23 protein-coding genes are annotated in these 26,954 nt (G+C 66.5%); 14 read left to right on the forward strand and 9 right to left on the reverse strand.

Annotated features, from left to right (window positions below; all coding sequences use genetic code 11):
* Window positions 1-11: 11 nt before the first annotated feature.
* The 5 genes from ACEYYA_RS08965 (at window position 12) to ACEYYA_RS08985 (ending at window position 5,364) form a co-directional block, all read left to right on the forward strand.
* Window positions 12-1,010, forward strand: a complete 999-nt coding sequence (locus ACEYYA_RS08965; protein ID WP_374799774.1) for a Fe(3+) ABC transporter substrate-binding protein — start codon at window positions 12-14, stop codon at window positions 1,008-1,010.
* Window positions 1,011-1,151: 141 nt separating this feature from the next.
* Entirely contained in the window at window positions 1,152-2,081 is a 930-nt protein-coding gene (locus ACEYYA_RS08970; RefSeq protein ID WP_374799776.1) for a nucleoside hydrolase, read from the forward strand.
* Window positions 2,078-3,460, forward strand: coding sequence for a protein adenylyltransferase SelO (locus ACEYYA_RS08975; RefSeq protein ID WP_374799778.1), 1,383 nt, complete (start codon window positions 2,078-2,080; stop codon window positions 3,458-3,460). The genes ACEYYA_RS08970 and ACEYYA_RS08975 overlap by 4 nt, the downstream gene beginning before the upstream one ends.
* Window position 3,461: 1 nt before the next feature.
* Window positions 3,462-4,160, forward strand: a complete 699-nt coding sequence (locus ACEYYA_RS08980) for an endonuclease/exonuclease/phosphatase family protein (protein WP_374799780.1) — start codon at window positions 3,462-3,464, stop codon at window positions 4,158-4,160.
* Window positions 4,161-4,257: 97 nt separating this feature from the next.
* A complete protein-coding gene (locus ACEYYA_RS08985; protein ID WP_374799782.1) occupies window positions 4,258-5,364 on the forward strand; it encodes a TRAP transporter substrate-binding protein in 1,107 nt (368 codons plus the stop codon).
* 54 nt (window positions 5,365-5,418) lie between these two features.
* Here the strand turns inward: ACEYYA_RS08985 and ACEYYA_RS08990 are convergent, their stop codons facing one another.
* Window positions 5,419-5,916, reverse strand: coding sequence for a pyridoxamine 5'-phosphate oxidase family protein (locus ACEYYA_RS08990; protein ID WP_374799784.1), 498 nt, complete (start codon window positions 5,914-5,916; stop codon window positions 5,419-5,421).
* Between the two features lie 231 nt (window positions 5,917-6,147).
* On the opposite strand from ACEYYA_RS08990, the gene ACEYYA_RS08995 reads away from it, so the two are divergent.
* A complete protein-coding gene (locus ACEYYA_RS08995; RefSeq protein WP_374799786.1) occupies window positions 6,148-7,254 on the forward strand; it encodes a TRAP transporter substrate-binding protein in 1,107 nt (368 codons plus the stop codon).
* A gap of 110 nt (window positions 7,255-7,364) precedes the next feature.
* On the opposite strand, the gene ACEYYA_RS09000 is transcribed toward ACEYYA_RS08995, so the two are convergent.
* The 5 genes from ACEYYA_RS09000 to cobU form a co-directional block, all read right to left on the reverse strand.
* Window positions 7,365-9,185 carry a TRAP transporter large permease gene (locus ACEYYA_RS09000; protein ID WP_374799788.1) on the reverse strand — a complete coding sequence of 607 codons (1,821 nt, stop codon included), beginning with the start codon at window positions 9,183-9,185 and terminating at the stop codon, window positions 7,365-7,367.
* Window positions 9,182-9,799 (reverse strand): TRAP transporter small permease subunit, encoded by a 618-nt coding sequence (locus tag ACEYYA_RS09005; RefSeq protein ID WP_374799790.1) that lies wholly within the window; start codon window positions 9,797-9,799, stop codon window positions 9,182-9,184. The genes ACEYYA_RS09000 and ACEYYA_RS09005 overlap by 4 nt, the downstream gene beginning before the upstream one ends.
* 171 nt (window positions 9,800-9,970) lie before the next feature.
* Window positions 9,971-10,705 carry an adenosylcobinamide-GDP ribazoletransferase gene (gene cobS, locus ACEYYA_RS09010; RefSeq protein WP_374799792.1) on the reverse strand — a complete coding sequence of 245 codons (735 nt, stop codon included), beginning with the start codon at window positions 10,703-10,705 and terminating at the stop codon, window positions 9,971-9,973.
* Entirely contained in the window at window positions 10,702-11,715 is a 1,014-nt protein-coding gene (gene cobT / locus ACEYYA_RS09015) for a nicotinate-nucleotide--dimethylbenzimidazole phosphoribosyltransferase (protein WP_374799794.1), read from the reverse strand. The genes cobS and cobT overlap by 4 nt, the downstream gene beginning before the upstream one ends.
* The gene (gene cobU, locus ACEYYA_RS09020) at window positions 11,712-12,218 is read right to left on the reverse strand and encodes a bifunctional adenosylcobinamide kinase/adenosylcobinamide-phosphate guanylyltransferase (RefSeq protein ID WP_374799796.1); all 507 of its coding nucleotides are present in this window, start codon (window positions 12,216-12,218) and stop codon (window positions 11,712-11,714) included. Before cobU ends, cobT begins: the two co-directional genes overlap by 4 nt.
* 59 nt (window positions 12,219-12,277) lie before the next feature.
* On the opposite strand from cobU, the gene ACEYYA_RS09025 reads away from it, so the two are divergent.
* The 8 genes from ACEYYA_RS09025 to ACEYYA_RS09060 all read left to right on the forward strand — a co-directional run bounded on the left by ACEYYA_RS09025 (window position 12,278) and on the right by ACEYYA_RS09060 (window position 21,222).
* Complete coding sequence (locus ACEYYA_RS09025; protein WP_374799798.1) at window positions 12,278-12,832, forward strand: histidine phosphatase family protein; 555 nt, start codon at window positions 12,278-12,280, stop codon at window positions 12,830-12,832.
* 103 nt (window positions 12,833-12,935) lie between these two features.
* Window positions 12,936-14,543: a peptide ABC transporter substrate-binding protein gene (locus ACEYYA_RS09030; protein ID WP_374799800.1), complete on the forward strand. Its 1,608-nt coding sequence runs from the start codon at window positions 12,936-12,938 to the stop codon at window positions 14,541-14,543.
* A gap of 125 nt (window positions 14,544-14,668) precedes the next feature.
* On the forward strand, window positions 14,669-15,592 hold the full coding sequence (gene oppB, locus ACEYYA_RS09035; RefSeq protein WP_374799802.1) for an oligopeptide ABC transporter permease OppB: 924 nt from the start codon (window positions 14,669-14,671) through the stop codon (window positions 15,590-15,592).
* A gap of 3 nt (window positions 15,593-15,595) precedes the next feature.
* Window positions 15,596-16,522, forward strand: a complete 927-nt coding sequence (locus ACEYYA_RS09040) for an ABC transporter permease subunit (protein ID WP_374799804.1) — start codon at window positions 15,596-15,598, stop codon at window positions 16,520-16,522.
* Window position 16,523: 1 nt separating this feature from the next.
* Window positions 16,524-17,513, forward strand: coding sequence for an ABC transporter ATP-binding protein (locus tag ACEYYA_RS09045; protein WP_374799806.1), 990 nt, complete (start codon window positions 16,524-16,526; stop codon window positions 17,511-17,513).
* Window positions 17,510-18,499, forward strand: a complete 990-nt coding sequence (locus ACEYYA_RS09050; RefSeq protein ID WP_374799808.1) for an oligopeptide/dipeptide ABC transporter ATP-binding protein — start codon at window positions 17,510-17,512, stop codon at window positions 18,497-18,499. Before ACEYYA_RS09045 ends, ACEYYA_RS09050 begins: the two co-directional genes overlap by 4 nt.
* A gap of 78 nt (window positions 18,500-18,577) precedes the next feature.
* Window positions 18,578-19,795, forward strand: a complete 1,218-nt coding sequence (locus ACEYYA_RS09055; RefSeq protein ID WP_374800021.1) for a putative DNA modification/repair radical SAM protein — start codon at window positions 18,578-18,580, stop codon at window positions 19,793-19,795.
* Window positions 19,792-21,222, forward strand: a complete 1,431-nt coding sequence (locus ACEYYA_RS09060) for a UdgX family uracil-DNA binding protein (protein WP_374799810.1) — start codon at window positions 19,792-19,794, stop codon at window positions 21,220-21,222. Before ACEYYA_RS09055 ends, ACEYYA_RS09060 begins: the two co-directional genes overlap by 4 nt.
* Window positions 21,223-22,121: 899 nt before the next feature.
* Here the strand turns inward: ACEYYA_RS09060 and ACEYYA_RS09065 are convergent.
* The 3 genes from ACEYYA_RS09065 to alaS form a co-directional block, all read right to left on the reverse strand.
* Window positions 22,122-22,916, reverse strand: a complete 795-nt coding sequence (locus ACEYYA_RS09065; protein WP_374799812.1) for a class II glutamine amidotransferase — start codon at window positions 22,914-22,916, stop codon at window positions 22,122-22,124.
* 102 nt (window positions 22,917-23,018) lie between these two features.
* Window positions 23,019-23,312 carry a DUF1330 domain-containing protein gene (locus ACEYYA_RS09070; protein WP_374799814.1) on the reverse strand — a complete coding sequence of 98 codons (294 nt, stop codon included), beginning with the start codon at window positions 23,310-23,312 and terminating at the stop codon, window positions 23,019-23,021.
* Window positions 23,309-25,966 (reverse strand): alanine--tRNA ligase, encoded by a 2,658-nt coding sequence (gene alaS / locus ACEYYA_RS09075; RefSeq protein WP_374799816.1) that lies wholly within the window; start codon window positions 25,964-25,966, stop codon window positions 23,309-23,311. The genes ACEYYA_RS09070 and alaS overlap by 4 nt, the downstream gene beginning before the upstream one ends.
* Between the last annotated feature and the right edge of the window lie 988 nt (window positions 25,967-26,954).

The raw sequence follows: 26,954 nt of genomic DNA on the forward strand, positions 1-26,954 counted from the left end.
AGGAGTCAACGATGTTCCGCACCCTGATGACCGCGACCGCCCTGGCTGGTGTCGCCGCCCCGGCGATGGCCGAAGAAATCAACATCTATTCCCACCGCCAGCCCGAACTGATCCAGCCGCTGCTGGACGCCTTCACCAAGGAAACCGGGATCACCGCCAATATCGCCTTTGTCGACAAGGGCATGGTCGAACGCCTGCAAGCCGAGGGCGACCGCAGCCCCGCCGACATCGTGCTGACCGTCGACATCGCGCGCCTGACCCAGGTCGTCGATGCGGGCGTGACCCAGCCCGTCAGCGATGACGTTCTGACCGCCGCCATCCCCGCCGAACTGCGCGGCGACAACTGGTTCGGCCTGACCACCCGCGCCCGCATCGTCTATGCCAGCAAGGATCGCGTGGCCGATGGCGAGGTGACCAGCTATGAGGATCTGGCCGATCCGAAATGGAAGGGCCGCATCTGCACCCGCCCCTTTACTAATGATTACAACGTCGCGCTGACCGCCGCCTATCTGGCCCACCACGGCGCCGAGGATACGAAGAAATGGCTTGAGGGCGTCAAGGCCAACCTGGCCAAGAAGCCCGAGGGCAGCGACCGCGCGCAGGTCAAGTCGATCTGGGCCAAGGAATGCGACATCAGCCTGGGCAACACCTATTACATGGGTCAGATGATGGCCGATCCCGAACAGAAGGACTGGGCGGAATCGGTGCGCATCGTGTTCCCCAAGTTTGAAGATGGCGGCACGCATGTGAACGTCTCGGGCGTGGCGCTGACCAAATCGGCGCCGAACAAGGACGCCGCGATCAAGTTCATGGAGTTCCTGGTCTCGGACGAGGCGCAGCGGATCTATGCCGAGACGAACCACGAGTTCCCGGTGAAAGCCGGTGTCGCGCGGTCGGAACTGGTGCAAAGCTGGGGTGAGTTCACGCCCGACAGCCTGTCCTTGACCGAGATCGCCAAGCTGCGGCCCGAGGCGCTGAAGCTGATCGAGGAAGTGAACTTCGACGGCTGACCTGGCGGCGGTGTCCCGCCGAAGCCGGGGGCTACGCGCCCCCGGACCCTGCGGGATATTTTCACCAAGAAGAAAGGGGGCGAGGGTCTGGCTGGACTCTCGCCCCGTCGCTTGCAAGGTTGCGGGGTAAAAGAGGTGACCATGGCGCAAAAGATCATCATCGACACCGACCCCGGCCAGGATGACGCCGTGGCGATCCTGCTGGCCTTGGCCAGCCCCGAGCTTGAGGTGCTGGCGATCACCTGTGTGGCGGGCAATGTGGCCCTGCCGCTGACCTGCGTGAACGCGCTGAAGGTGGTCGAGCTGGCGGGGGCCGATGTGCCGGTTCACGCGGGCTGCGACCGGCCCTTGGCGCGCAAGCTGGTGACGGCGGAATATGTGCATGGCAAGTCCGGCCTTGATGGGGTCGAGCTGCCCGCGCCACAGCGCCGCTTGGCCGAGGGCCACGGCGTCGATGCGATCATCGACATCCTGCGGCGCGAGGACGCGGGCAGCGTCACCCTGGTGCCGATCGGGCCGCTGACCAACATCGCCACTGCCTTTCAACGCGCCCCCGACATCATCCCGCGCATCCGCCAGATCGTGCTGATGGGCGGCGGCTGTTTCGAGGGCGGCAACACCACCCCGGCGGCCGAGTTCAACATCTATGTCGACCCTGAGGCCGCGAAGATCGTCTTTGGCGCGGGCGTGCCCTTGGTCGTCATGCCGCTGGATGTGACCCACAAGGCGCTGACCACCCGCCCCCGGATCGAGGCGCTGCGCGCGCTTGGTCCGGTGGGCGAGGTCGTGGCCAGTTGGACCGACTTCTTTGAACGCTTCGACATGCAGAAATACGGCAGCGAGGGTGCGCCATTGCACGACCCCTGCACGATCGCCTGGCTGTTGCGCCCCGACCTGTTCGAGGGCCGCCACATCAATATCGAGATCGAGACCGAAAGCCCGCTGACGCGCGGCATGACCGTGGCCGATTGGTGGGGCGTGACCGGGCGCGCCCCGAACGCGCTGTTCATCCGCGACATCGACGCCAAGGGCTTCTATGCCCTGCTGACCGAACGGATTGGTCGGCTGTGACGGTCTGGGACAACAGCTATGCCCGCCTGCCCGACCGATTCTTTGCCCGTCAGGCGCCGACGCCGGTGCGCGATCCGCAGACGCTGGCCTTCAACGCCGGTCTTGCCGCGCGCCTCGGCGTGCCCGATTGGGGGGCCGAGGTCTGGGCGGGCAATGCGCTGCCGCCCGGCGCCGAGCCCATTGCCCAGCTTTATGCAGGCCACCAGTTTGGCCAGTTCACCCCGCAACTGGGCGATGGCCGCGCGGTCCTTCTGGGTGAGGTCATCGCCCCCGATGGCGCGCGCTTTGACCTTCAGCTGAAAGGCGCGGGCCGCACGGCGTTCTCGCGCGGCGGCGACGGGCGCGCCTGGCTTGGCCCGGTGCTGCGCGAATATCTGGTCAGCGAATACATGGCGGCGGTCGACATCCCGACCACCCGCGCCCTGGCCGCCGCCACCACCGGCGAGGTCGTCTGGCGCGACGAAGGCCCGCTGCCCGGCGCGGTGCTGACCCGTGTCGCGGCCAGCCATATCCGCATCGGCACCTTTCAGGTCTTTGCCGCGCGCCGCGACACCGATGCCCTGGCGGCCCTGACCGACCACGCCATTGCGCGTCATCATCCGGGCGCGGACGGCCCTCTGGGGCTGCTGAAAGCCGTGGTCGCGGCGCAGGCCGATCTGATCGCGGGCTGGATGGGCCTTGGGTTCATCCACGGCGTGATGAACACCGACAACATGACGATCAGCGGCGAGACGATCGACTATGGTCCCTGCGCCTTCATGGATGGCTATCACCCCGGCACGGTGTTTTCCGCCATCGACCGCAATGGCCGCTATGCCTGGGCCAACCAGCCCCAGATCGGTGCGTGGAACCTGGCGCAACTGGCGACCGCGCTGTTGCCGCTGATGGGGGCCGATGGCCTCGACCGCGCGACTGAGGCGGTGCATGGCTTTGCCCCCGCCTATCACGCGGCCTTCCTGCGGGTGTTCGGCGCCAAGCTGGGGCTGGCCGATCCGCAGGATCAGGACCGCGACCTGATCGACGACCTGCTGGCGCTGATGGCGGCGGGGCGCGCCGATTTCACCCGCGTCTTTGCCGGGCTGGCGGATGGCTCGGCCCGCGATGAGGTGATCGACCGCGACGGTTTCGACGCCTGGGCCGCGCGTTGGCAGGCCCGCGCCCCCGATGCCGCGATCATGGCCCGCGCCAATCCGCGCCGCATCCCGCGCAATCACCGCATCCAGCAGGTGATCGAGGCCGCGGTCGCCGGTGATCCCGCCCCCTTCCACGCGCTTCTTGCGGCGCTGACCGACCCGTTCACCGACCGCCCCGAATGGGACACCTACGCCCTGCCGCCGTCCGAGGGCGAGGCCGTCACCCGGACCTTCTGCGGCACCTGATATGCGCATTCGGCTGGCCAGCTATAACCTGCACAAATGCCGCGGCATGGTCGGCCCCTTCGATCCGGTGCGCAATCTGCTGGTGATCGCGGAAATCGGCGCCGATGTGATCGCCCTGCAAGAGGTCGACTTCCGCATGGGCGCGCGCCCGCAGGCGCTGCCGCGTGATCTCTTGCGCGACCATACCGGGATGGAGCCGGTAAACCTGCGCCCGACCGGGCCGGAATCGCTGGGCTGGCACGGCCAGACGGTGCTGATGCGGCCCGATCTGGCCGCCATCGCGCGGGTGCGCCGCCTGGCCCTGCCGGGGGTCGAGCCGCGCGGCGCGGTGCTGGTCGATCTGCCGGGCTGGCGGCTGGTCGCGGTGCATCTGGGGCTGCTGCGCAGCTCGCGCCGGGCGCAACTGGCGCGGCTGGCGCGGATGGCGCAGCGCCCCGGCGCGCCGCCCACCGTGCTGACCGGCGATTTCAACGAATGGCGGCCCGATCGCGGCACCGAGGCTTTGTCCGAATGGCGCATGATCGCCCCCGGCCCCAGCTATCCCGCCCCGGCGCCGAAACTGGCGCTGGACCGCATCGCGCTGCCGCAGGCGATTACCCTGACCGATGCCGGTGTGCATGACACGCGGCTGGCGCGGCGGGCCTCGGACCATCTGCCAATCTGGGTCGACATGCGCCTGCCCCAGACGTCGATCCGATAAAAGTCGCAAGCTTTCTGGACAGCCTTGTTGACCCGCCCTAAGCTGACCCTGAACGGCCCGATAAGCCGCCGCGATCACGACATGGAGGAGTTTGCTGATGGATCGTCGTTCGTTTCTGACCCGCGCCACGGTTGGCGGGGCTACTGCTGCCGCCGCTGGCGCCCTCGCCGCGCCGGCACTGGCGCAATCGGCGCCCAAGGTGACCTGGCGCCTGACCAGTTCCTTCCCGAAATCGCTGGACACGATCTATGGCGGCGCCGAAGTGCTGTCGAAGATGCTGTCCGAAGCGACCGACGGCAATTTCCAGCTTCAGGTCTTTGCGGCGGGCGAAATCGTCCCCGGTCTGCAAGCCGCCGATGCTGCCTCGGCCGGCACGGTCGAAGCCTGCCACACCGTCGGCTACTACAACTGGGGCAAGGATCCGGCCTGGGCGGTTGGCGCGGCGGTTCCTTTTGCCCTGCCCGCGCGCGGCCATAACGCCTGGCTCTATCATGGCGGCGGCAACGACCTGTATAACGAATTCGTCGGCGCGAATGGCCTTTATGCGCTGCCGGGCGGCAATACCGGCGTGCAGATGGGTGGCTGGTTCCGCAAGGAAATCAACACCCTGGACGACATGAAGGGCCTGAAGATGCGGATCGGCGGCTTTGCCGGCAAGGTCATGGAAAAGCTGGGGGTGGTTCCGCAGCAGATCGCGGGTGGCGACATCTATCCGGCGCTCGAAAAGGGCACGATCGACGGCGCAGAATGGGTCGGCCCCTATGACGATGAAAAGCTGGGCTTCTACAAGGTCGCGCCCTATTACTATTACCCCGGCTGGTGGGAAGGCGGCCCGACCGTCCATTTCATGTTCAACAAGGCCAAGTTCGAGGAACTGCCGGCGGCCTACAAGGCGCTTCTGCACACCGCCTGTCAGGCTGCCGATGCCGACATGCTGCAGAAGTATGACTACAAGAACCCGGCGGCGCTGAAGAACCTGGTCGCCAGCGGCGCGCAACTGCGCCCGTTCACCGAGGAAGTCCTGAACGCCTGCTATGACGCGGCCAACGGCGTCTATGATGAGCTGGTCGCCTCGAACCCGGCATTCGCAAAGCTGTGGGAATCGATCAAGGCGTTCCGCGCGGATTACTATCTGAACGCGCAGGTGGCCGAATATAATTATGACACGTTCATGATGATCCAGCAGCGCAACGGCAAGCTGTAACCCTATGATCTGAAACGCAAACGGCCCGCCGCTGGCGGGCCGTTTCGCATTCGCTCAGAAGCGCAGCTTCATATGCTGGCCCATGTCCGGCTCGGCACCGGTGATGCGGGCCTTGGCGACCTCGTACAGAAAGCGCAGGCCGGACTTGCTGGTGACCCAGGCCTCGCCCTCGGTCAGGCGCAGTTCCAGCAGACGCACGTCGTCATCGCGCTTACCGCCCTCGAACCAGGCATCGGCGACGAAGTTCCAGACTTCTTCCAGCTTGGCCGGGTCGTCATTCTGCGACAGCTTGCCATGCAGGCGGGCGTAAAGGCCCTTGCCGCCCTCGGCCAGAACATAGGTCGCGGCGGCGGCACCACCGGCCACGGCCTTTTGCAGGTCGGTGCCCTCGGCGGTGATGAAATACAGCCGATCGGATTCGGTGGCGATCTGATGCGACATCGGCACCAGGGCGGCGCCCTCGTCCAACCCCAGCATCCCGGCATTCACATCATCCAGACGATCCCAGAAGGTCGCCCGGTCCTTGGTTGCATTTGCAGTCTCGCTGGCCATCGGATGTCCTTTCGGTCAGTCAGAATCAATGGTTCGACAAGACAACCCGCCGCCGCCCGCAAAGGTTCCGCGACCGCCCGGATGCGGAACCTGCGGCACAGCCAGACCGCCCCCCAAAGGAGGGGCTGGACAGTTGCATTGGTTCGGATAGTGTCAGCCTCACGGCCTTGGCCGTTTGTATCAACACAAGGGGAAAGCTGTGGAAAAACAGCCCCCTGGGGAGGAAATCCAATGGATCGTCGTTCATTCCTGACCCGCGGCGCCCTGGGCGGCGCGGCGGCCGCCGCGGGGGCCACGCTGGCCGCACCGGCACTGGCGCAGGACAAGCCGAAAATCGCCTGGCGCATGACCAGTTCGTTCCCGAAATCGCTGGACACGATCTTCGGCGCCGCCGAGACGATGGCCCATTACGTCAGCAAGATGACCGATGGCGCCTTCACCATCCAGGTCTTTGCGGCGGGCGAGATCGTCCCCGGCCTGCAAGCCGCCGACGCCGCCGGCACCGGCACGGTCGAGGCCTGCCACACCGCCGCCTATTACAACTGGGGCAAGGATCCGACCTGGGCCCTGGCCACCGCGACGCCGTTCATGCTGAACGCCCGCCAGCAGAACGGCTGGTTCTATTACGGCGGCGGCAACGACCTGATGAATGAGTTCTTCGCCACCCAGAACCTCGTCGCCCTGCCCTGCGGCAATACTGGCGCGCAGATGGGCGGCTGGTTCCGCAAGGAGGTCAACACCCCCGAGGATCTGCAAGGCGTCAAGATGCGGATCGGCGGCTTCGGCGGCAAGGTCATGGAAAAGCTGGGCGTGATCCCGCAGCAGATCGCCGGTGGCGACATCTATCCGGCGCTGGAAAAGGGCACCATCGACGCGACCGAATGGGTCGGCCCCTATGACGACGAAAAGCTGGGCTTCTACAAGGTCGCGCCCTACTACTATTATCCCGGCTGGTGGGAAGGTGGGGCGTGCCTGCATGCGATGTTCAACAAGGCCGCCTATGAGGGCCTGCCCGAGGCCTACAAGGTCGCGCTGCAGGCCGCCTGTCAGGCCGCCAATGCCGACATGCTGGCCGCCTATGACTACAAGAACCCCGGCGCGCTGAAGACGCTGATCGCCAATGGCACCCAGCTTCGCCCCTTCAACGAGGCCGTGTTGAACGCCTGCTACAAGGCCGCGAATGAGGTCTATGCCGAAATCAACGCCAGCAACCCCGCCTTCAAGAAGATCTTCGACAGCCAGAAGGCGTTCCGCGACGATGCCTATGTCTGGGCGCAGCTGTCGGAATACAATTTCGACACGTTCATGATGATCCAGCAGCGCAACGGCACGCTGTAGGCCGACCGCGACCACGACAGGCCCCGGTGACGCCGGGGCCTTTTTCATGGGCGACCCTGCATAGCAAAAGGCCCCGGCGTATCGCCGGGGCCTTTCGTCATCGCCTTGCCTCAGTTCGAGGGGGCAGGTGCCGGTGCAGGTGCCGGGGCGCTCAGGCCCGGCGGCAGGCCGCCGCCCAGGCCCAAGCCGCCCGGTGCCGCGGGGGCCGCGGTGCCGGACATTCCCGACATGCCACCCATCCCGGTCGGACCACCCATCGACGGCGGTCCGCCCAGGCTCAGTCCGCCACCCAGACTAAGCCCGCCCGACCCACCCAGCGAGGGGCCGCCGGGGATCTCGATCTTGACGTTCGACATATCGACCGGCTTGCCCTTGTAGTGCATGACCATGCCAGGGAAGGCGATCACGATGCCGATCATGATGATCTGGATGACCACGAATGGCGTCGCCCCCCAATAGATCTGCGACGTCTTCACAGGGTCCATCATCTTGCCCGTCACCTTGTCCTTGTAGGGCAGCTTCGGCGCGACCGAACGCAGATAGAACAGCGCAAAGCCGAAGGGCGGGTGCATGAAGCTGGTCTGCATGTTCACCCCGAGGATCACCCCGAACCAGATCAGGTCGATGCCCAGACGCTCGGCGGCAGGCGCCAGCAGCGGCACGATGATGAAGGCCAGTTCAAAGAAGTCCAGGAAGAAGGCCAGCAGGAACACCAGCACCGACACCGCGATCAGGAAGCCCATCTCGCCGCCGGGCAGGCTGATCAGCAGATGTTCGACCCACAGATGCCCATTCACGCCGTAAAAGGTCAGCGAGAACACCCGTGCACCGATCAGGATGAACATCACGAAGGCCGACAGCCTTGTGGTCGCGGCAAGCGCCTGAGTGACCACCTCCAGCGACAACCGCCGCTTCAGCGCCGCCAGGATCAGCGCGCCGACGGCACCCATCGCGCCGCCCTCGGTCGGGGTGGCGACGCCAAGGAAGATCGTGCCCAGCACCAGGAAGATCAGCGCGAGCGGCGGGATCAGGACGATGATCACCTCTTGCGCGAGGCGCGACATGACGTTGGTTTTCAACCCCTTGTCCAGCAGCGCCAGCACATAGATTACCATCACGCCGACCGCCGCGCCCAGGATGTCGGCATTGCTGCCCTGGGTCTGGTACAGATAGTGATGCGCGCCATAGGTGATCGCCACACCGATCGCCAGGGCCACCAGCAGCGAGGTGACGCCCGAGCCAAGCCTGCGCGCCTCAAGCGGCAGCGCGGGCAGCGCCTTGGGGCGGACGATGGTGATGATGAACACATACAGCATGTAAAGCCCGGTCAGCACCAGGCCGGGGATCAGCGCCCCCTTGTACATGTCGCCCACCGAACGGCCCAACTGGTCGGCCAGCACGATCAGCACCAGCGACGGCGGGATGATCTGCGCCAACGTCCCCGAGGCCGCGATCACCCCCGAGGCCGTCGCGCGATCATAGCCATAGCGCAGCATGATCGGCAGCGAGATCAGCCCCATGGCGATCACGCTGGCCGCCACCACGCCGGTGGTCGCCGCCAACAGCGCGCCGACGATGATGACCGCATAGGCCAGACCGCCGCGCACCGGGCCGAACAACTGGCCGATCGTGTCCAGCAGATCCTCGGCCATGCCGGACCGTTCCAGCACGATGCCCATGAAGGTGAAGAAGGGGATGGCAAGTAATGTCTCGTTACTCAAGACCCCCCACAGCCGGTCCGGCATCGCCTGAAGCAGCGGCCAGGACAGGTTGATCGTGCCATTCGACAAGGGCGCCAGCTCGACCCCGATGACGAAGAACAACAGGCCGTTGGCGGCCAGGGCAAAGGCCACCGGATAGCCGAACAGCAGAAACAGGATCAGCGAGGCGAACATGATCGGCGCCATGTTCTGCGCGATAAGTTCCATCATGCGCGGTCCCCTTTCGACGGGTTTGCATCGGCAAAGGGATCGTCCACGCCATCCAGCAGGGGGGCGTCATCCAGCGGCGCCTGATGGCCGTGGAACGGGTTCGGATCTTCGATCAGGCCGCGCATCACCGCGATCTTCTTGATGATTTCGGAAATGCCTTGCAGGAACAGCAGGAAAAAGCCGACCAGTAGCAGCGCTTTGGCCGGCCAGATGATCAGCCCGCCCGCGTTCGAGGACACCTCCTTGATGCGAAACGAGGTCTGCACCCAGGGCACGAAGTAATACAGCATCAGGATGACGAACGGCATCAGGAACAGAAGATGCCCGATCAGGTCGATCCAGTGCTGGCGACGCCGTGTCCAGACGCCATACAGGATGTCGATGCGGATATGTTCGTTCTGCTTCAGCGTATAGGCCGCAGCCAGCAGAAAGGCCGCGCCGAACAGATACCATTGCAGTTCAAGCCAGGCGTTCGATGAGGTCGAAAAGACCTTGCGCACCACGGCATTACCCGCCGACACCAGAACCGCCACCAGGATCAGCCAGGACACCGCCTTGCCGATCCATTCATTCATCCGGTCGATCCCGGATGAGAGGGTCAATAGTCCCCCCATGCCTTTCCTCCCCCATTGTTATGGCCGCACGCGGCAGCGGGGCCGGTCGCGCACGGCGGGTTACGCATTGTATGGGCGCAACCCCGAAAGGCGTCAATCGCCGGAAGGTGACGAAAGGTCAATGGTGCGAACCTGTCGGGCCTGCAAAAAATCGCGCGCCGGTTGCAGGGGTTAGGCAGGGTTTATCGCCAGAAGTGCCAGCAGGCCCGCGATTTCACAGACTTGCTGGCAGGCCCCCAGCACATCGCCCGTCTGCCCGCCCAGGGTGCGGCGCGCGGCCCAGGCGACGGCCAGCGTGGCAAGGGCGATCGCGACCAACGTCACCGGCCCGCCGATGCAGATCGCGCCCACCGCGCCGATCGTCGCCGCCACGATCACGCGCAGGGGCGTGGGGCGCGCGGCGGCGGCCCCCAGCCCATCGGCGCGCGCAGGCGGCAGCAGCGCCAGCAGCACCGCCATCGGCGCACGGCTGGCCACCGCAAGCGCCAGCATCGCCAGCGGGGCCAGCGTGCCAAGCGCGGCGTAGCCCTGCACCCGCAGGCCGACCGAAAGGATCAGTGCCAAGGCCCCGAAACTGCCGATGCGGCTGTCCTTCAGGATCGCCAGCCGCCGGTCGCGCCCCTGCCCGCCCATGGCATCGGCGCAATCGGCCAGGCCATCTTCATGCAGCGCACCGGTCAGGATCGGACCCAGCGTCAGCGCGATCAGCGCGGCGATGGCAGCGGGCCAGCCCAGTGCCAGCCCCGCAGCCATCGCCCCCGCCATCGCGCCGCCGGTGACGAGGCCGACCAGCGGAAAGGCCCAGACCGTATCGCGCATCGCCGGAAAGGGATCCGCGACCCGCCCGACCGGCAGCCGGGTCAGCAGCATCAGCGCCGCCTGCACCTCGGCGAGGGGGCGCATCATCCGCCCGAGACCCCGGCCTCGGCGAAGGAGGCCATGCCGTTGTGGCATTCCAGTGCCGCGCGCAGCACCATCAGCGCCACCGCCGCGCCCGATCCTTCGCCCAGCCGCATGTCCAGCGACAGGATCGGCGCGCGGTTAAGCGCCGCGATCAGGCGGGCATGACCGGGTTCGGCACTCGCATGGCCGATCAGGCAGTGGTCCAGGAGGCGGGCGTCATCCATCGCCAGCACCCCGGCGGCGGCGGTGCAGATGAAGCCGTCCAGGATGACCGGAATGCCCGCCGCCCGCGCCGCCAGCACCGCGCCGCAGATCGCCGCCTGCTCGCGCCCGCCAAAGGCCGCAAGCGCGGCACCGGTGGTTTTCGGGGCGTGCTTTGCCAGCCCCTGATCGACCACGGTGGCCTTCCTTGCCCGCATCTCGGCGCCTGCGCCGGTGCCGGGGCCGACCCAATCGGCGCCGGTGCCGCCAAAGGCCGCCGCCGCCAGTGCCGCCGCGACGGTCGAATTGCCGATGCCCATTTCCCCCAGGATCAGCACATCGGCCAGCGGATCGACCGCCGCCGCACCGCGGTTGATCGCGGCCAGCACTTGTTCATGCGTCATCGCCGGGCCTTGGGTGAAGTCGGCGGTCGGCTGGTCCAGGTCCAGCGCCACGACCGACAGATCGGCCCCCGCAACCCGCGCCAACTGGTTGATCGCGGCACCCCCGGCGGTGAAATTGGCGACCATCTGGGCCGTCACCTCGGGCGGATAGGGGTTGACGCCCTGCGCGCAGATCCCGTGATTGCCGGCAAAGACGATGGCCTGGGCGCGGTCGATGCGCGGGCGCGGATTGCGCCGCCAGCCGGCCATGAACTCCGCCAGATCCTCAAGCCGACCCAGGGCGCCCTGCGGCTTGGTCAGGCTGTCCTGACGCGCGCGGGCGGCGGCCTTGGCGGCGGCATCGGCCACCGGCAGGGCGCGCGCCAGTTGCGCCAAATGCGCGGTGTCGTTCAGGCGAAAATCGCTCATGTCCGTTGTCCCTTGATTTGCAGTCCCTGCCCGGCGACGACCAGCCAGACCTCATCGGCGATGTCGCCGATGCCTTGGTTCAGCCGCCCCTGCGCGTCGCGGAAGACGCGGGCAAGGGCGTTGTCGGGCACGATACCCGATCCGACCTCATTGGTGACCAGGATCACCGGCACCGGCGCGGCCACCAGCGACGCCTTCAGCGCCTCGGTCGCCGCCGCCACATCACGCCCCGCCGCCATCAGGTTCGACAGCCACAGCGTCAGGCAGTCGATCAGCACCGGGCCATCGGCGGTGGCAAGGGCAGCGGGCAGGTCCAGCGGCTCCTCGATCGTGCGCCAATCCGGGCGGGCGGCGCGATGGGCGGCGATGCGGTCCGCCATCTCATCGTCCCAGGCTTGGGCGGTGGCGATATAGCAGGGCTGGCCGGGCAAGGCAGCCAGCCGCGCCTCGGCCAGGCGGCTTTTGCCTGACCGCGCCCCACCGGTGAACAGGATGATCGCCATATGCCCCCCTTGCTGTCGCGGGACAGAAAGCACAGAACCGGGGGCAGAGGAAAGCCCGCATGACACGCCTGACCCTGATCCGCCACGCGCCGATCCTGCATGATGCGGGCGGGCCGGTGCTGTGCGGACGCACCGACCGGCCCGCCGATCTGTCTGATGGGCCGGGGTTGGCGCGGCTGGGGCGCGCGCTGCCGCAGGGGGCGGCGGTGCTGTGCAGCCCGGCCTTGCGCGCGCGGCAGACGGCGGCGGCCCTGGGGTTGGCGGCCAAGGCCACCGACGCGCGGCTGTGGGAACAGGATTTCGGCGCGTGGGAGGGGCTGCCCCCCGACCGTCTGCCCGATCTGGGGCCGCTGCCCCCCGACGATCTGGCCCGCCACCGCCCGCCGGGGGGCGAAAGTTTCGCGGATCTCTGCGCCCGTGTCTGGCCGCTCCTGGCCGCGATCCAGACCGACACGATCATCATCGCCCATGCCGGGGTGATCCGCGCGGCACTGGCGCAGGCGCTGGACAGCCCGGCGGCAGGGCTGGCCTTTCGCATCGACGCCCCCTCGCTGACCGAACTGGCGCGAGATGGGACGGATTGGACGATCTGCCGGGTCAACCTGTCATTTTGACCGGGCGCCCGACGATCCACTTGCCGTGACCGACAAAAGCGATAGGCTGCGCCCATTCCGGCCCCGCGTTCCGCGCGTGGCACCGGCCACAAGGAGGATACCGATGACCAAACTTTTCCTGACCACCGCACTGGCGCTGACGCTGGCGGTTCCGGCCGTCGCCGCGACCGTCCCCGAGGGCACCAAGCTGGCCGACAAGCAAGAGCTGAACTTCTGGATCCTGGACGCCATCAAGACCATGGACCCGCAGAAGAACACCGACCGTTCGGGTTCCGACGTTCTGCGTCAGGTGTTTGAAGGCCTGCTGAACGAAGACGCCAAGGGCGCGATGGTGCCGGGCGCCGCCGAAAGCTGGGATGTCAGCGACGACAAGCTGACCTACACCTTCCATCTGCGCGATGCCAAATGGTCGAATGGCGATCCCGTCACCGCGGGCGATTTCGTCTATGCCTGGCAGCGTCTGGCCGACCCGGCGACCGCCAGCGAATACGCCTGGTATATCGAACTGATGAACCTGGTGAACGCCAAGGAAATCGTCGCCGGTGAGAAGAAGCCCGAGGAACTGGGCGTCAAGGCCATCGACGACAAGACGCTTGAGGTCACGCTGACCGGCCCGACCCCGTATTTCCTGAAGACGCTGGGCCATACCTCGACCTTCCCGGTGCCGATGAAGGTCGTGCAGGCCGAGGGTGACAACTGGACCCAGCCGGGCAAGCTGGTGTCGAACGGCGCCTATGTGCTGGACAGCCACAACCTTGGGGTCGATCTGACGATCAAGAAGAACGACAACTATTGGGACGCGGCCAACACCGTGCTGACCCAGGTTCGTTTCGTCACGGTCAATGATGAGAACATCGCCCTGACCCGCTATCAGGCCGGTGAACTGGATTGGGTCGACAGCCTGCCCGCCGGTCAGTTCCCCCGCCTTCAGGCCGAAATGCCCGATCAGGCGATCTCGACCCCGGATGCGTGCTCGTATTCCTATCTGTTCAACCTGTCGGACAAAGGCCCCGAGGCGCTGAAGGACATTCGCGTGCGTCAGGCCCTGGCCTATGCCGTCGACCGCGACATCATCGTGGACCGCATCATCCAGGGCGGCCAGAAGCCGGCCTATTGGTGGACCCATTGGGCCATCGAGGGCTTCCAGGCGCCCGAGATCGAGATGGCGAACTGGTCGCAGGCCGAGCGCGTGGAAAAGGCCAAGGCACTGCTGGCCGAGGCGGGCTATGGTCCGGACGGCAAGCCGCTGAAACTGACGATCCAGTATAACACTTCGGAAAACCACAAGAAACTGGCCGTCGCGGTGCAGCAGTTCTGGAAGGCGATCGGCGTCGATGCCGAGCTGGCCAACTATGAATGGAAGGTGCATACCGACCGTATGCAGAACCAGGACTTCGAGGTCGCCCGCTATGCCTGGTGCGGCGATTACAACGAACCCTCGACCTTCCTGGACTATTTCCGCTCGACCGGCATGAACAACGGCAAATGGGCCAATGCCGATTACGACAAGCTGCTGGACGAGGCGCGCACCGCCGAGGACACCGGCGCCATCTACAAGAAGGCGGAGGAAATCCTGATCGGCGACATGGCTTTGGTGCCGACCTATTTCTATGCCAAGGCGCAGATCATCAAGCCGGACGTCAAGGGTGTGTCGACCGAAAGCGTGATGAACAACTGGTACGCGAAAGACCTGTATCGCGTCGCCCAGTAAGGCGCCCGATGATGTGACGTGGCGGCCATGACTGGGCCGACGCGCCAAATGACCGGGGGGCGGTTGCGCTGCCCCCCGGTTTTCGGTCAAATGACCTGACCCTTTTCGGCACCGGGACGACACCCATGTTCGGTTACATTCTGCGACGGCTGGCGGTGGCGATCCCCACCCTGCTTTTGCTGATCGTCTTTTCCTTCATCCTGATGCATCTGGCACCGGGCGGTCCGTTCACCGCCGAACGCCAGATCCCGCAGCAGGTGATCGACAATCTGAACGCGAAATACGGGCTGGATCAGCCCCTGTGGCGGCAGATCCTGAACTATCTGTGGGGGATCGTCGCGCATTTCGACTTTGGCCCCAGCTTCGTCTATCCCGACCGCAGCGTGAATCAGCTGATCGCGGCCGGCTTTCCGGTAACGCTGACCTACGGCCTGATCTCATTCGTGGTGGCGGTGCTGGTCGGCGTCAGCCTGGGCATCGCGGCGGCGATCCGGCACAATTCCTGGCTGGATTACCTGGCCGTCGGCATTTCCATCGGCGCGCAGGTGCTGCCGAACTTCGTGATGGCGCCGATCCTGGTGGTGATCTTCTCGCTGTGGCTGGGCTGGCTGCCGGGCGGCGGCTGGTCCTTCATCGACGCAAAGTTCTGGGTCATGCCGGTGATCGCGCTGTCGACGCATTACATGGCATCCATCGCGCGCATCACCCGGTCGTCGATGCTGGAGGTGCTGAACGCCAACCACATCCGCACCGCCCGCGCCAAGGGTCTGCCCGAACACAAGGTCATCCTGCGCCATGCGCTGAAGCCCGCGCTGCTGCCGGTCATCAGCTATCTTGGCCCGGTCTTCGTGATGATGATCACCGGCTCTGTCGTGGTGGACATGTATTTCTCGACCGGCGGCATCGGCAAGGCCTTCGTCGACAGCGCCCTGAACCGCGACTATGCGGTGATGATGGGCATCACCATCCTGGTCGGCGCGCTGACCATCCTGTTCAACCTGCTGGTCGATATCCTGTATGCCTGGATCGACCCCAAGATCCGGTATTGAGCCATGAGCGATGTTTCCCCCTCGGGGTCGGGTATCGGCGGGCTGGCGATCTCGGAAGAGGTCAAGGGCCGCTCGCTGTGGGCGGATGCGCGCAAGCGTTTCCTGAAGAACAAGGCGGCGGTCGTCGGGCTGGTGATCCTGATCCTTGTCGCGCTGTTCGCGGTGTTCGGCAGCTATCTGTCGCCCTGGTCGAATGAGGAACTGGATTTCAGCGTCATGGGCCAGGTGGCGGAACTGGGCCGCCCCTCATTTGCCAATGGCCATTATTTCGGCACCGACGATCTGGGCCGCGACATCTATCAGCGCACCGTGCAGGGCACCCAGATCTCGCTGGCCGTGGGGCTGATCGGCACCGCCATCGCGGTGATCGTCGGCACCTTCTACGGCGCCTTCGCGGGCTTCGTGGGCGGGCGCACCGACAACCTGATGATGCGCGCCGTCGATATCCTGATGTCGATCCCCTACATGTTCGTGCTGATCCTGCTGCTGGTGATGTTCGGCCGGTCCATGGGGATGCTGTTTCTGGGCATCGGGCTGATCTCCTGGCTGGACATGTCGCGGATCGTGCGCGGCCAGACCCTGACCCTGAAAAACCGCGAGTTCATCGAGGCCGCGCAGGCCACCGGTGTGCCGACGCTGACCATCATCCGCCGCCACATCGTGCCGAACCTTCTGGGCGTGGTCGCGGTCTATGCGACGCTTCTGGTGCCGTCGATGATCCTGACCGAAAGCTTCATCAGCTTCCTTGGCCTTGGCGTGCAAGAGCCGCTGACCTCATGGGGGGCGCTGATCGCCGAGGGCGCGCGCACCATGCGTTACGGCACCTGGTGGCAACTGGCCTTCCCGCTGTTTTTCTTCTGCATCACGCTGTTTGCCTTTTTCTTTGTCGGTGACGGGCTGCGTGACGCGCTGGACCCGAAGGATCGCTGACATGGCATTGTTGGAAATCGACCGTCTGAACGTGCGCTTTCAGACCGGGGATGGGCAGGTCAAGGCGGTCAACGACGTCAGCTTCACGCTGGATCGCGGGCAGACCATGGGGCTGGTGGGCGAATCCGGCTCGGGCAAGACGCAGATCGCGCTTGCGATCATGGGGCTTCTGGCGCGCAACGGCGTGGCTTCGGGGGCGGTGCGGTTCGACGGGCAGAACATCCTGAACGCCAAGCCCTCGGTCATGAACCGCATCCGCGCGCAAAAGATCGCGATGATCTTTCAGGATCCGATGACCAGCCTGAACCCTTATATGCGGGTCAGCGACCAGATGGCCGAGGTGCTGGTGCTGCACAAGGGCATGTCACGGCGCGCCGCGGTGGCGGAAAGCGCGCGGATGCTGGATGCGGTCAAGATCCCCGATGCGAAAGCCCGCGTCAGCCTTTACCCGCATGAGTTTTCGGGCGGGATGCGGCAGCGGGTGATGATCGCCATGTCGCTGCTGTGCCGGCCCGAACTTGTGATCGCGGACGAACCCACGACCGCGCTGGACGTGACCGTGCAGGCGCAGATCATGGAGCTGTTGGCCGATCTGCAACGCGACTTCGGCATGGCCATGATCCTGATCACGCATGATCTGGGCGTGGTCGCGGGGTCGTGCGAACATGTCACCGTGCTTTATGGCGGGCGGATCATGGAACAGGCGCCGGTCGATCCGATCTTCGGCCAGCCGCTGCACCCCTATACCCACGGCCTGCTCGCCGCGATCCCGCGCGTCGACCAGATGGGCGAGGATCTGTCCGCCATTCCCGGCAGCCCGCCCGACATGACGCGCCCGCCCGCCGGCTGCCCGTTCGCGCCGCGCTGCGCCCTGCGCATCCCGGTCTGCGAAACCGTGATGCCGCCGCTGGACGACATCCCCCCCGCCCGCCGCCGTGCCTGCCATCTGCCGGTCGATGACTTCCTGAACCTGACCAAAGGTGCCGCATGACCCGCCCGCTGCTTGAGGTGCGCGACCTGCGCGTGACCTTCGACATCCGCCGCGAGGGCGACCTGCCCTGGACGCCGCGCCGCCTGCTGCATGCCGTAACCGGCGCGAACTTTACCCTGATGCCCGGCCAGACGCTGGGGATCGTGGGCGAATCCGGGTCGGGCAAATCGACGCTGGCGCGCGCCATCATCCAGATGGTCCCCGCCACCGGCAAGGCGGTGTGGGAGGACGGAACCGATCTGTTGTCGCTGACCCCGCGCCAGATGCTGCGCTATCGCCGCGACATCCAGATGGTGTTTCAAGACCCGCTGGCCAGCCTGAACCCGCGCATGACCGTGGGCCAGATCATCGCTGAACCGCTGCTGACCCACTACCCCAAGACCCCGCGCGCCGAGGTCAAGGCCCGCGTGCAGGAGATGATGGCCAAGGTCGGCCTCTTGCCGAACATGATCAACCGCTATCCGCATGAGTTCTCGGGCGGGCAGAACCAGCGGATCGGCATTGCCCGCGCGCTGATCGTGCGGCCGCGGCTGATCATCTGCGACGAACCGGTCAGCGCGCTGGATGTCTCGATCCAGGCGCAGATCATCAACCTTCTGATAGGCCTTCAGAAAGAGATGGGGATGGCGCTGATCTTCATCGCCCATGACCTGTCAGTGGTGAAACATATCAGCGACCGGGTGATGGTGCTGTATCTGGGCCGCACGATGGAGATCGCCGACAAGGTTGATCTGTATGACGCGCCCAGCCACCCCTATACCCAGGCGCTGCTGTCGGCGGTGCCGATCCCCGACCCGGCGATCGAACGCGCCAAGGCGGTGATCCGGCTGGATGGCGATCTGCCATCGCCCATGTCGCCACCATCGGGCTGCGTGTTCCGCACCCGGTGCCCGCGCGCGCAACCCCTGTGCGCGACCGAGGTGCCGCTGCTCGAGGGCGCCAGCCACCAGGTCGCCTGCCACTTCCCCGGCCCCGCGCCGGTGTGATCGGCGGATTTGCGTATGTGGGCAAGAAAGAAGCTGGAACGGAACATTAGAAGAACATAGATTGGGGTCATGGCACGGATGACCCTTCAGGACAAGCTTGCGATTCTCGCCGATGCGGCGAAATACGATGCCTCTTGCGCCTCAAGCGGGGGGCAGCGGCGCGATGCGCGCGGCGGCGGGATCGGGTCGACGACGGGGGCGGGCATCTGCCATGCCTTCACCCCGGACGGGCGCTGCATCAGCCTGCTGAAGATCCTGATGACCAATCACTGCATCTATGATTGCGCCTATTGCGTGAACCGCGTGACCTCGAACACGCCGCGCGCCCGCTTCAGCGTCGATGAGGTGGTGACGCTGGTGCTGGAGTTTTACCGGCGCAACTATATCGAGGGGTTGTTCCTGTCCTCGGGCGTGATCCGCAATCCTGACGACACGATGGCCGACATGGTGCGCATCGCGCGCAGCCTGCGTCAGGATCACGGCTTTCGCGGCTATATCCATCTGAAAACCATCCCGGATGCCGCCCCCGATCTGATCGATCAGGCGGGGCTGTGGGCGGATCGGCTGTCGATCAATGTCGAACTGCCCGTCGAAGCCTCGCTGGCGCGGCTCGCGCCGGAAAAGAAGCCCGCCACGATCCGCGCCGCCATGGGTCAGGTGAAGACCCGCCGCGAAGGCCCCGCCGATCGCAGCCATACTGGCAAGCGCCCGCCGCGCTTTGCCCCCGCCGGGCAGTCGACGCAGATGATCGTCGGCGCGGATGGGGCCAGCGACGGGGCGATCCTGCGCACGGCATCGGGCCTTTATGGCGGCTTCGGGTTGAAGCGGGTCTATTACTCGGCCTTTTCGCCGATCCCGCAGGCCTCGGCCCTTCTGCCCGCGATCAAGCCGCCCTTGATGCGCGAACATCGCCTGTATCAGGCCGATTGGCTGATGCGGTTCTACGGCTTCGGCGTCGATGAGATCGTGCCGGAGCAGGGCCTGCTGGATCTGGCAATCGACCCGAAACTGGCCTGGGCCCTGGCGCATCGCGGGCTGTTCCCGGTCGATGTGAACCGCGCGGGGCGCGAGATGCTGCTGCGGGTGCCGGGCTTCGGGGTGCGCACCGTCGACCACATCCTGTCGGCGCGCCGGGCGCGGCGGATCGGCTACGACGATCTGGTGCGGATTGGCGCGCGGATGAAACAGGCGCGGCCCTTTGTCACCTGCGCGGGCTGGTCGCCCGGCGGGCTGACCGACAGCGCCGATCTGCGCGCCCGCTTCGCCCCACCACCCGAGCAACTGGTGCTGCTGTGATCGCGGTTCATCTGGCGGCATCCGCCGGGTTTCAGCCCTGGCGCGACGCGGCGCGCGATCTGCTGGCGCGGGGTGTGGCGCCCGGCGATGTCGATTGGCGGTCGGGCGATGCAGCGCCAGGCCTGTTCGACCAGGCCCCGCCCGCGGCCCCGATGGCCGAGGTGCGCGTTCCGGCGGCCTTTGTCGATCTGGCCCGACTTGTCGCCTGTCACCGCGACCCGGCGCGCTTTGGCCTGCTTTATGCGATGCTGTGGCGGCTGCAAGGCCAGCCCCGGCTGATGGCTGACAGCGCCGATCCGGGCCTGCGGCGGTTGCGCGTCATGGCGCAGGCGGTGCGGCGCGACATTCACCACATGCACGCCTTTCTGCGCTTTCATGAGGTCGAAGGCGACAGCCCCCGTCGTGCCTTTGCCGCCTGGTATGAGCCGGACCATTTCGTGCTGGAGCCCGCCACGCCGTTCTTTCGCAACCGCTTTACCGATATGGACTGGACGATCCTGACCCCGGACGCGCGCGCCGATTTCCGCGACGGCCGGCTGAGCTTCGGTCCCGGCGGCGCGCGCCCTTCCCTGCCGCAGGACGCGACGGCCGAACTGTGGACGACCTATTTCAGCCACATCTTCAACCCCGCCCGCGTCAATCCCGGGGTGATGCGCAGCCATATGCCGCAACGGTTCTGGGCCAACATGCCCGAGGCCGCCGCGATCCCCGACCTGATCGCCGGGGCCGAGGCGCGGCTGCGCGCCATGGCCGACAGCGCCGACCTGCCCGCCCGCCCGCGCGCTGATACCCGCCCCGCCCCGGCCCAGACGCTGCCCGGCCTCGCCGCGCAGATTGCCGCCTGTCGGGCCTGCGGCTGCTGCGCGGGCACCACTCAGGCGGTCTGCGGGGCGGGCGATCCGGCGGCGCGGCTGATGGTGGTGGGCGAACAGCCCGGCGATCATGAGGATCGGATTGGCCAGCCCTTCGTCGGCCCTGCCGGGCAGGTGTTCGACCGCGCTTTGGCGGCCGCCGGGATCGACCGCACGGACCTTTGGCTGACCAATGCCGTCAAGCATTTCAAGCACGTGCCGCGGGGCAAGCAGCGCCTGCACCAGACCCCCACAAGGTCCGAGATCGAGCATTGCCGCTGGTGGCTGGACGCTGAGCGCCGCCTGATCGCGCCGCGCCTGACGCTGGCGCTTGGCAATAGCGCCGCGCGCGCGTTGACCGACCGCGCGGGCCAGATCGGCGCGCGCCGCGGCCGGATCGAGACCGCGCTGGACGGCGGCGCGGTGCTGCTGACCTGGCACCCATCCGCCATCCTGCGCCAGCCCGATACCGAGGCCGCCGCGCGGATGCAGGCCGAACTGCAAGCCGACCTGCGTGTCGCGGCTGATTGGGTTGCGGCGGCTGAGGTGGCAGCAAGCCACGGGCGGGGCGGCTGAGCGAGGTTCGGGCGGTGAGTGTTTAGGTCGTCAGGTGGGTCAGCCTGCCGCGACGGTGGAGAGGCCGCCTGTGCCGCAGCGGGCTTGGCTGCTGCTCCCCTGCCCCGCCCAAGCCTGTCGTGCAAGGCAAGGCATTGGCAGGGCCAACCGCGCGACGTGCTAGCGGAACGGCGCAAAAAGGGGGGCGCAACAAGGTCGTGTGGTGGGGAATTGGCTGGGTCAGCCCAGGGGCGTTCAAAACGGTCGACCTGCTGCGCGAGAGGCTTTACCCGCCTTTCGCCGCGGCAGGGTGGACTGCGCGGTGGGCCAGCAGAGCGCCGGAAGAACCGCGCGGTCGAGTTGTCGCCGCGTGGCGATGTCGCGGTCGTTGGGGGGGGCGTTCCGAGGGGCGCGAACCGCTGCGCGTGCAACTGAAACAGTCTCAACCTGCGGCAGGGTGGGCTGCGCGGTGGGCCAGCCTGTCGCTGACACAGCCGCCGCATGACCCGATGCCGATGGCGGATCGACGGCGCTGCGGTCCAGCGGGGCCGCCACAACCGCGCTCTTGAGGTGCGGCAACGTTGGGGTCGGCACATCTTACCATCACGGTGTTGCGCCATCGCACTGGCGGGTTGCGGCCATGTCTCGCCGTCGCAGGTCGCGGTCTTCGGTCCGGGGTGTCGAGCTTTGAGGGCCGATGCGCATCGCCGACATGCGCGTTGCGAACAGCCCCCTCACACCTGAGCTTTGCAGAGAAGACTGCGCGGCACATGTCCGCGGTGCAGCACAGATGTCGCGCTGCGGCCCCGCCTCACCGGCGGCAAGCGGTTGCAACCGGGCACCTGCTATCAATCTACCGACCAACGTCGGGGGCCAACACATCCAGCTTCCGTAAGGCGGGGAAATACGATCCGACTCCCTCAGGCCGCCATCGCGGGCAGCTTCGGGGCGAAGTCGTTGATCTGGACCTGACCGGCCTCGAACCGGCAGAAGCTGGCACGGGGAACCTCGACCCAATCGGCTTCATCCTGTTCCAGCGGCTCAGAGACGACGGCATGGCCGCCGCGATTGACCGACCAGCGGTGATACAGCGTCGGTGCCAGATCGTCGGTCGCATAGCGGATCGCATACAGCCGCTGGCCATCGGAAAAGGCGCAGGTCAGGCGCACATGCGGGGCGCAGCCCTTGGCGCGCGACAGCGCCTCGAACCGGGCGGTGGCGCGGGCCATGGCGCCCAGCGGGTCATCCTCAAGCCCCTCGCCCAAAGCAACCAGGAACAGCGCCTCGCTGTCGGTGGCGCCCTTGCGATGCGGATACAACGCGTCGGGGATCAGCATTTCCGCGTCGCGGCGGAAGTTTTCATAGCCGCCGATCTGGCCGTTGTGCATGAAGGCCCAGCGACCGACGACGAAGGGATGGCAATTGTTGCGGCTGGTCGCAGTGCCGGTCGAGGCGCGCACATGCGCCAGAAACAGCCCGGATTTCACCTGCGCGGTCAGGCTGCGCAGGTTAGGGTCCGACCAGGCGGGCATCACGTCACGGTAAAGGCCGGGCTCGGGTCGGTCGCCATACCAGGCCAGGCCGAAGCCATCGGCATTGGTCGCGGTGTGGCATTGCGTGGCGCATTGGCTTTGGCGCACCAGCGAATGCCCCGGGCGGCTGACAATATCTTCCAGATAGATCGGTGCCCCGATATAGGCGGCCCAGCGGCACATGCCCTGCCCCATTTCCGTTGCGCGCCTTTTCGTGACGCTTTTCTGACGCATAGGACAAAAAAGTTAAGACGTCACCAATTTTGGCGACGTCTCACGGGTTTTTCAGGTGGCCGGGTTTTCCTCGACAATCACCAGATGGCGGTCGGACGCGCTAACGGCATGGGCCAGTGCGGCCTGATAGGCGGGCGAGCGATAGCAGGCCTCGGCCGCCGCGAGGCTGGGGAAGCGGATCACGACATGGCGATCGGCCCCCGGCCCTTCCAGCGTCAGGTGGGGGGTGCCGCGCGCCAGAAAGACGCCGCCGTGATCGGCGATCGCGGGGCCGGCCAGCTTTGCGTAACGCCCGAAGGCCTCGGCATCGCTGACCCGCACATGTGATATCCAAAGCGCGCTCACGCCGCGCCTTCGATCAGCGCGGCCACGGCGGCAATCGCCGCATCCGCATCGGCCAGCGAGGGCGCGCCGCCCTGTGCCCGGTCGGGGCGGCCACCACCGCCCTTGCCGCCGAGCGCGGTGGTCGCCGCCTGCACCATCTCGACCGCGTTCAGCCGACCTGCCACGTCCGCCGTCAGCGTCGCACCGACAGTGGCCTTGCCCTCGGCCTCGGCCAGAACCAGCACCGCGCCCGAACCCAGACGGTTGCGCAGATCATCCAGAAGGCCCGCCAGCTCCTTGCCCGACACGCCATCGACACGCTTGGCGAGGAAGGCGATCCCATTGATATCGCGCGGCTTTTCATCCGTGCCGCCACCCGCCATCGCCAGTTGCCGCTTCAGCTGGGCCACCTCATTGCTCAGCGCCTTGCGGTCATCGGCCAGTGCCTTGACGCGGGCGACGACATCGCCCGCCTGCGCCTTCAGCAGGCCCGCGATCTCGGCCAGCGTGTCGGACTGACGCCGCAGATGGTCCAGCGCGGCCTGCCCGGTCAGCGCCTCGATCCGCCGGATGCCCGCCGCCGAGGCCGCATCGCCCAGAATGGCAAAGGCGCCGATATCGCCCAGACGCGCGACATGGGTGCCGCCGCACAGTTCCAGCGAATAGGTCGCCCCGTCGCTGCCCTTGCCGGAATTGGCCGCGCGACCCATCGAGACGACGCGCACCTCATCCCCGTATTTCTCGCCAAACAGCGCCTGCGCGCCCATCGCGCGGGCGTCATCGGGGGTCATCAGGCGGGTTTCGACCGTGCCGTTCTGGCGGATGAAGTCGTTCACCTCGGTCTCGACCGCCAGAAGTTCGGCGGGCGACAGCGCCTTGCCATGGGCAAAGTCGAACCGCAGCCGGTCATCGGCATTCAGGCTGCCGCGCTGCGCGACGTGATCGCCCAGATGGCGGCGCAGCGCCTCGTTCAGAAGGTGGGTTGCCGAGTGGTTGGCGCGGATCGCCTGACGGCGGGCGTGCGTCACCTCAAGCTTCGCGGCCTGACCGGCGCTGATCGTGCCCTCGGTCACGGTGGCGACATGGTAAACGACGCCGCCCGCCTTGCGCGTATCGGTGACATGCGCAAGGCCGGTTTCGGTGCGGATCGTGCCCGCATCGCCCACCTGACCACCGGATTCGGCATAGAACGGCGTCTGGTTGGTGACGATCTGCACCGCGCCGCCGGTCACGCTGGCCTGTTCGGCGCCGTCGCGCACCAGGGCCAGGATCTGCCCCTCGGCGGTTTCGGTGTCATAGCCCAGGAACTCGCTGGTGCCGTGCTTTTCGGCCAGCTCAAACCAGATCGTCGCATCCTGCGCCTCGCCCGAGCCGGCCCAGGCGGCGCGCGCCTTGGCCTTTTGTTCGGCCATGGCGGCGTCAAAACCGGCGGTATCGACGCTGCGGCCCTTTTCGCGCAGCGCATCCTGCGTCAGGTCCAGCGGGAAACCATAGGTGTCATACAGCTTGAAGGCCGCCGCGCCGGGCAGCGCCGCACCCTCGGGCAAATCAGCCAGTTCGTCATCCAGCAGCCGCAGACCACGGTCCAGCGTGGTGCGGAAGCGGGTCTCCTCGGCGCGCAGGCTTTCCTCGATCAGCGCCTGGGCGCGGGTCAATTCGGGGTAAGCCGCCCCCATCTGCCGCACCAGGGCCGGCACCAGCTTGTGCATCACCGGATCGGTCGCGCCCAACATATGCGCATGCCGCATGGCGCGGCGCATGATCCGGCGCAGCACATAGCCGCGCCCCTCGTTCGAGGGCATGACCCCATCGGCGATCAGGAAACTGGTCGAGCGCAAATGGTCGGCGATCACCCGGTGGTGCACCTTGCCCGGCCCATCGGGATCGGAACTGGTGGCATGGGCCGAGGCCTCGATCAGCGCCCGCATCAGATCGGTGTCGTAATTGTCGTGCTTGCCTTGCAACAGCGCGCCGATCCGTTCCAGCCCCATGCCGGTGTCGATCGACTGCATGTCGAGCGCGCGCATGCTGCCATCCGCGAATTGTTCATTCTGCATGAACACCAGGTTCCAGATCTCGATGAACCGGTCGCCGTCCTCATCCTTGCTGCCGGGCGGGCCGCCCCAGATGTGATCGCCGTGGTCAAAGAAGATCTCGGTGCAGGGGCCGCAGGGACCGGTCGGCCCCATCTGCCAGAAGTTGTCGCTGGTCGGGATGCGGATGATGCGGTCATCCGACAGCCCCGCGACCTTTTTCCAGATATCCGCCGCCTCATCGTCGGTATGGTAGACGGTGACCAGCAGCTTGTCTTTCGGGATGCCGAAATCGCGGGTCAGCAGTTCCCAAGCAAAGGGGATCGCGCCTTCCTTAAAATAGTCGCCAAAGCTGAAATTGCCCAGCATTTCAAAGAAGGTATGGTGGCGCGCGGTATAGCCCACATTGTCCAGGTCGTTGTGCTTGCCGCCCGCGCGCACGCATTTCTGCGCGGTGGTGGCGCGGACGTAATCGCGCTTTTCGACGCCGGTGAAGGCGTTCTTGAACTGCACCATGCCCGAGTTCGTGAACATCAGCGTCGGGTCGTTGCGCGGCACCAGCGGGCTGGAGTCGACAACCGTATGGCCGTTGCGCTGGAAGAAATCGAGGAAGGTCGAGCGGATATCGTTGAGGCTTGCCATCGGCGAACAGAACCCTTGCCTGAAGGTGGGCGCGGAAAATCGCGGTTTGTCGCGTGTCTAAAGGATTTTCCACGGCCCTTCCACGGCAATATTGGGGTGCAGGGTCCGGCAAAGGCCGCCGCGCGTCCCGAAGCCGCGGGGCCTGGGCGCGCTATGTCTGATGGGACTGCCGCAGGGGGCGCGGCATGGCCCGGCGTCGATGGCGCCGCGTCACCCTGTGGCGTGCAGGTGTCCGGTTGACAGCAGGTTGTGCGGCTGCGCAGTTCATCATCGTCGGGCGCGCCGAACTGCCGATCCTGCCGCAGGATGCAGCATTTGCGGCCATCCACCGACGCGCAATGGAGTGCCGTCAGGGCGCGGGATGGGCAGCGGGAGGCCGCGAACCGTCCCGAAATTGCGCCCGTTTCGGCAAGCGGACTGCGGATCATGTCCCACAGGGTGCGGCACCAGCGCCAATCCACCGCCGCAGGATGCCGCGCCCAGTGGGTGCGGCGTTGGCGGCCCACGAATGTTCCCGATCTACCCGCCCTTGGCCGGGCGGCGCGCCCACATGCGGTCGCGCGGACCGACCATGTGACAAGGGCTGCCCCGACGCCCATCGCGCCGCCTCACCCCGGGACGACGGGGCGCAGTTTCACCCACAAATCCCTGGGTTGCGGCCTTCACCTCGGTCGGGCGACCGGAACTGCCGATCTTGCCGGGCAGGATGTCGGCATCTGCGCCCATCCACCGTTGCAGGATGCGGAGCGGTCCGCGCGCGGGCACCGGCAGCCGATTACGCAAAGCTGGCCTTGGGCACCGGACTGGGCAGAGGTGTTTGATCCCACGATTTGATGGTGCGATCTTCTCATAGGAATGCGCGGCGGCACGGCCAAACAAGTTTGCCACGGAAGCGCCGCGACCTCGCACGCCACCAGCCCCGCAATCCAGCGATTGCGGGCCTCGCTCGCGTAGCTGATCCGCAAACGGGGGTTAGCCCCAAGACGCT

The organism is Paracoccus zhouxuedongae (genome assembly GCF_041927815.1).
Classification (GTDB): domain Bacteria; phylum Pseudomonadota; class Alphaproteobacteria; order Rhodobacterales; family Rhodobacteraceae; genus Paracoccus.

Bases quoted from the DNA above. Each gene is read 5' to 3' on its own strand.
- cobS (WP_374799792.1), bottom strand. From the start codon at position 10,705: ATGATGCGCCCCCTCGCCGAGGTGCAGGCGGCGCTGATGCTGCTGACC.
- ACEYYA_RS09000 (WP_374799788.1), bottom strand. From the start codon at position 9,185: ATGATGGAACTTATCGCGCAGAACATGGCGCCGATCATGTTCGCCTCG.
- ACEYYA_RS09050 (WP_374799808.1), top strand. From the start codon at position 17,510: ATGACCCGCCCGCTGCTTGAGGTGCGCGACCTGCGCGTGACCTTCGAC.
- alaS (WP_374799816.1), bottom strand. From the start codon at position 25,966: ATGGCAAGCCTCAACGATATCCGCTCGACCTTCCTCGATTTCTTCCAG.
- ACEYYA_RS08965 (WP_374799774.1), top strand. From the start codon at position 12: ATGTTCCGCACCCTGATGACCGCGACCGCCCTGGCTGGTGTCGCCGCC.
- ACEYYA_RS09005 (WP_374799790.1), bottom strand. From the start codon at position 9,799: ATGGGGGGACTATTGACCCTCTCATCCGGGATCGACCGGATGAATGAA.
- oppB (WP_374799802.1), top strand. From the start codon at position 14,669: ATGTTCGGTTACATTCTGCGACGGCTGGCGGTGGCGATCCCCACCCTG.
- ACEYYA_RS09030 (WP_374799800.1), top strand. From the start codon at position 12,936: ATGACCAAACTTTTCCTGACCACCGCACTGGCGCTGACGCTGGCGGTT.
- ACEYYA_RS09055 (WP_374800021.1), top strand. From the start codon at position 18,578: ATGACCCTTCAGGACAAGCTTGCGATTCTCGCCGATGCGGCGAAATAC.
- ACEYYA_RS08990 (WP_374799784.1), bottom strand. From the start codon at position 5,916: ATGGCCAGCGAGACTGCAAATGCAACCAAGGACCGGGCGACCTTCTGG.
- ACEYYA_RS08980 (WP_374799780.1), top strand. From the start codon at position 3,462: ATGCGCATTCGGCTGGCCAGCTATAACCTGCACAAATGCCGCGGCATG.
- cobT (WP_374799794.1), bottom strand. From the start codon at position 11,715: ATGAGCGATTTTCGCCTGAACGACACCGCGCATTTGGCGCAACTGGCG.
- ACEYYA_RS09065 (WP_374799812.1), bottom strand. From the start codon at position 22,916: ATGTGCCGCTGGGCCGCCTATATCGGGGCACCGATCTATCTGGAAGAT.
- ACEYYA_RS08995 (WP_374799786.1), top strand. From the start codon at position 6,148: ATGGATCGTCGTTCATTCCTGACCCGCGGCGCCCTGGGCGGCGCGGCG.
- ACEYYA_RS09025 (WP_374799798.1), top strand. From the start codon at position 12,278: ATGACACGCCTGACCCTGATCCGCCACGCGCCGATCCTGCATGATGCG.
- ACEYYA_RS09045 (WP_374799806.1), top strand. From the start codon at position 16,524: ATGGCATTGTTGGAAATCGACCGTCTGAACGTGCGCTTTCAGACCGGG.
- ACEYYA_RS08985 (WP_374799782.1), top strand. From the start codon at position 4,258: ATGGATCGTCGTTCGTTTCTGACCCGCGCCACGGTTGGCGGGGCTACT.
- ACEYYA_RS09040 (WP_374799804.1), top strand. From the start codon at position 15,596: ATGAGCGATGTTTCCCCCTCGGGGTCGGGTATCGGCGGGCTGGCGATC.
- cobU (WP_374799796.1), bottom strand. From the start codon at position 12,218: ATGGCGATCATCCTGTTCACCGGTGGGGCGCGGTCAGGCAAAAGCCGC.
- ACEYYA_RS08970 (WP_374799776.1), top strand. From the start codon at position 1,152: ATGGCGCAAAAGATCATCATCGACACCGACCCCGGCCAGGATGACGCC.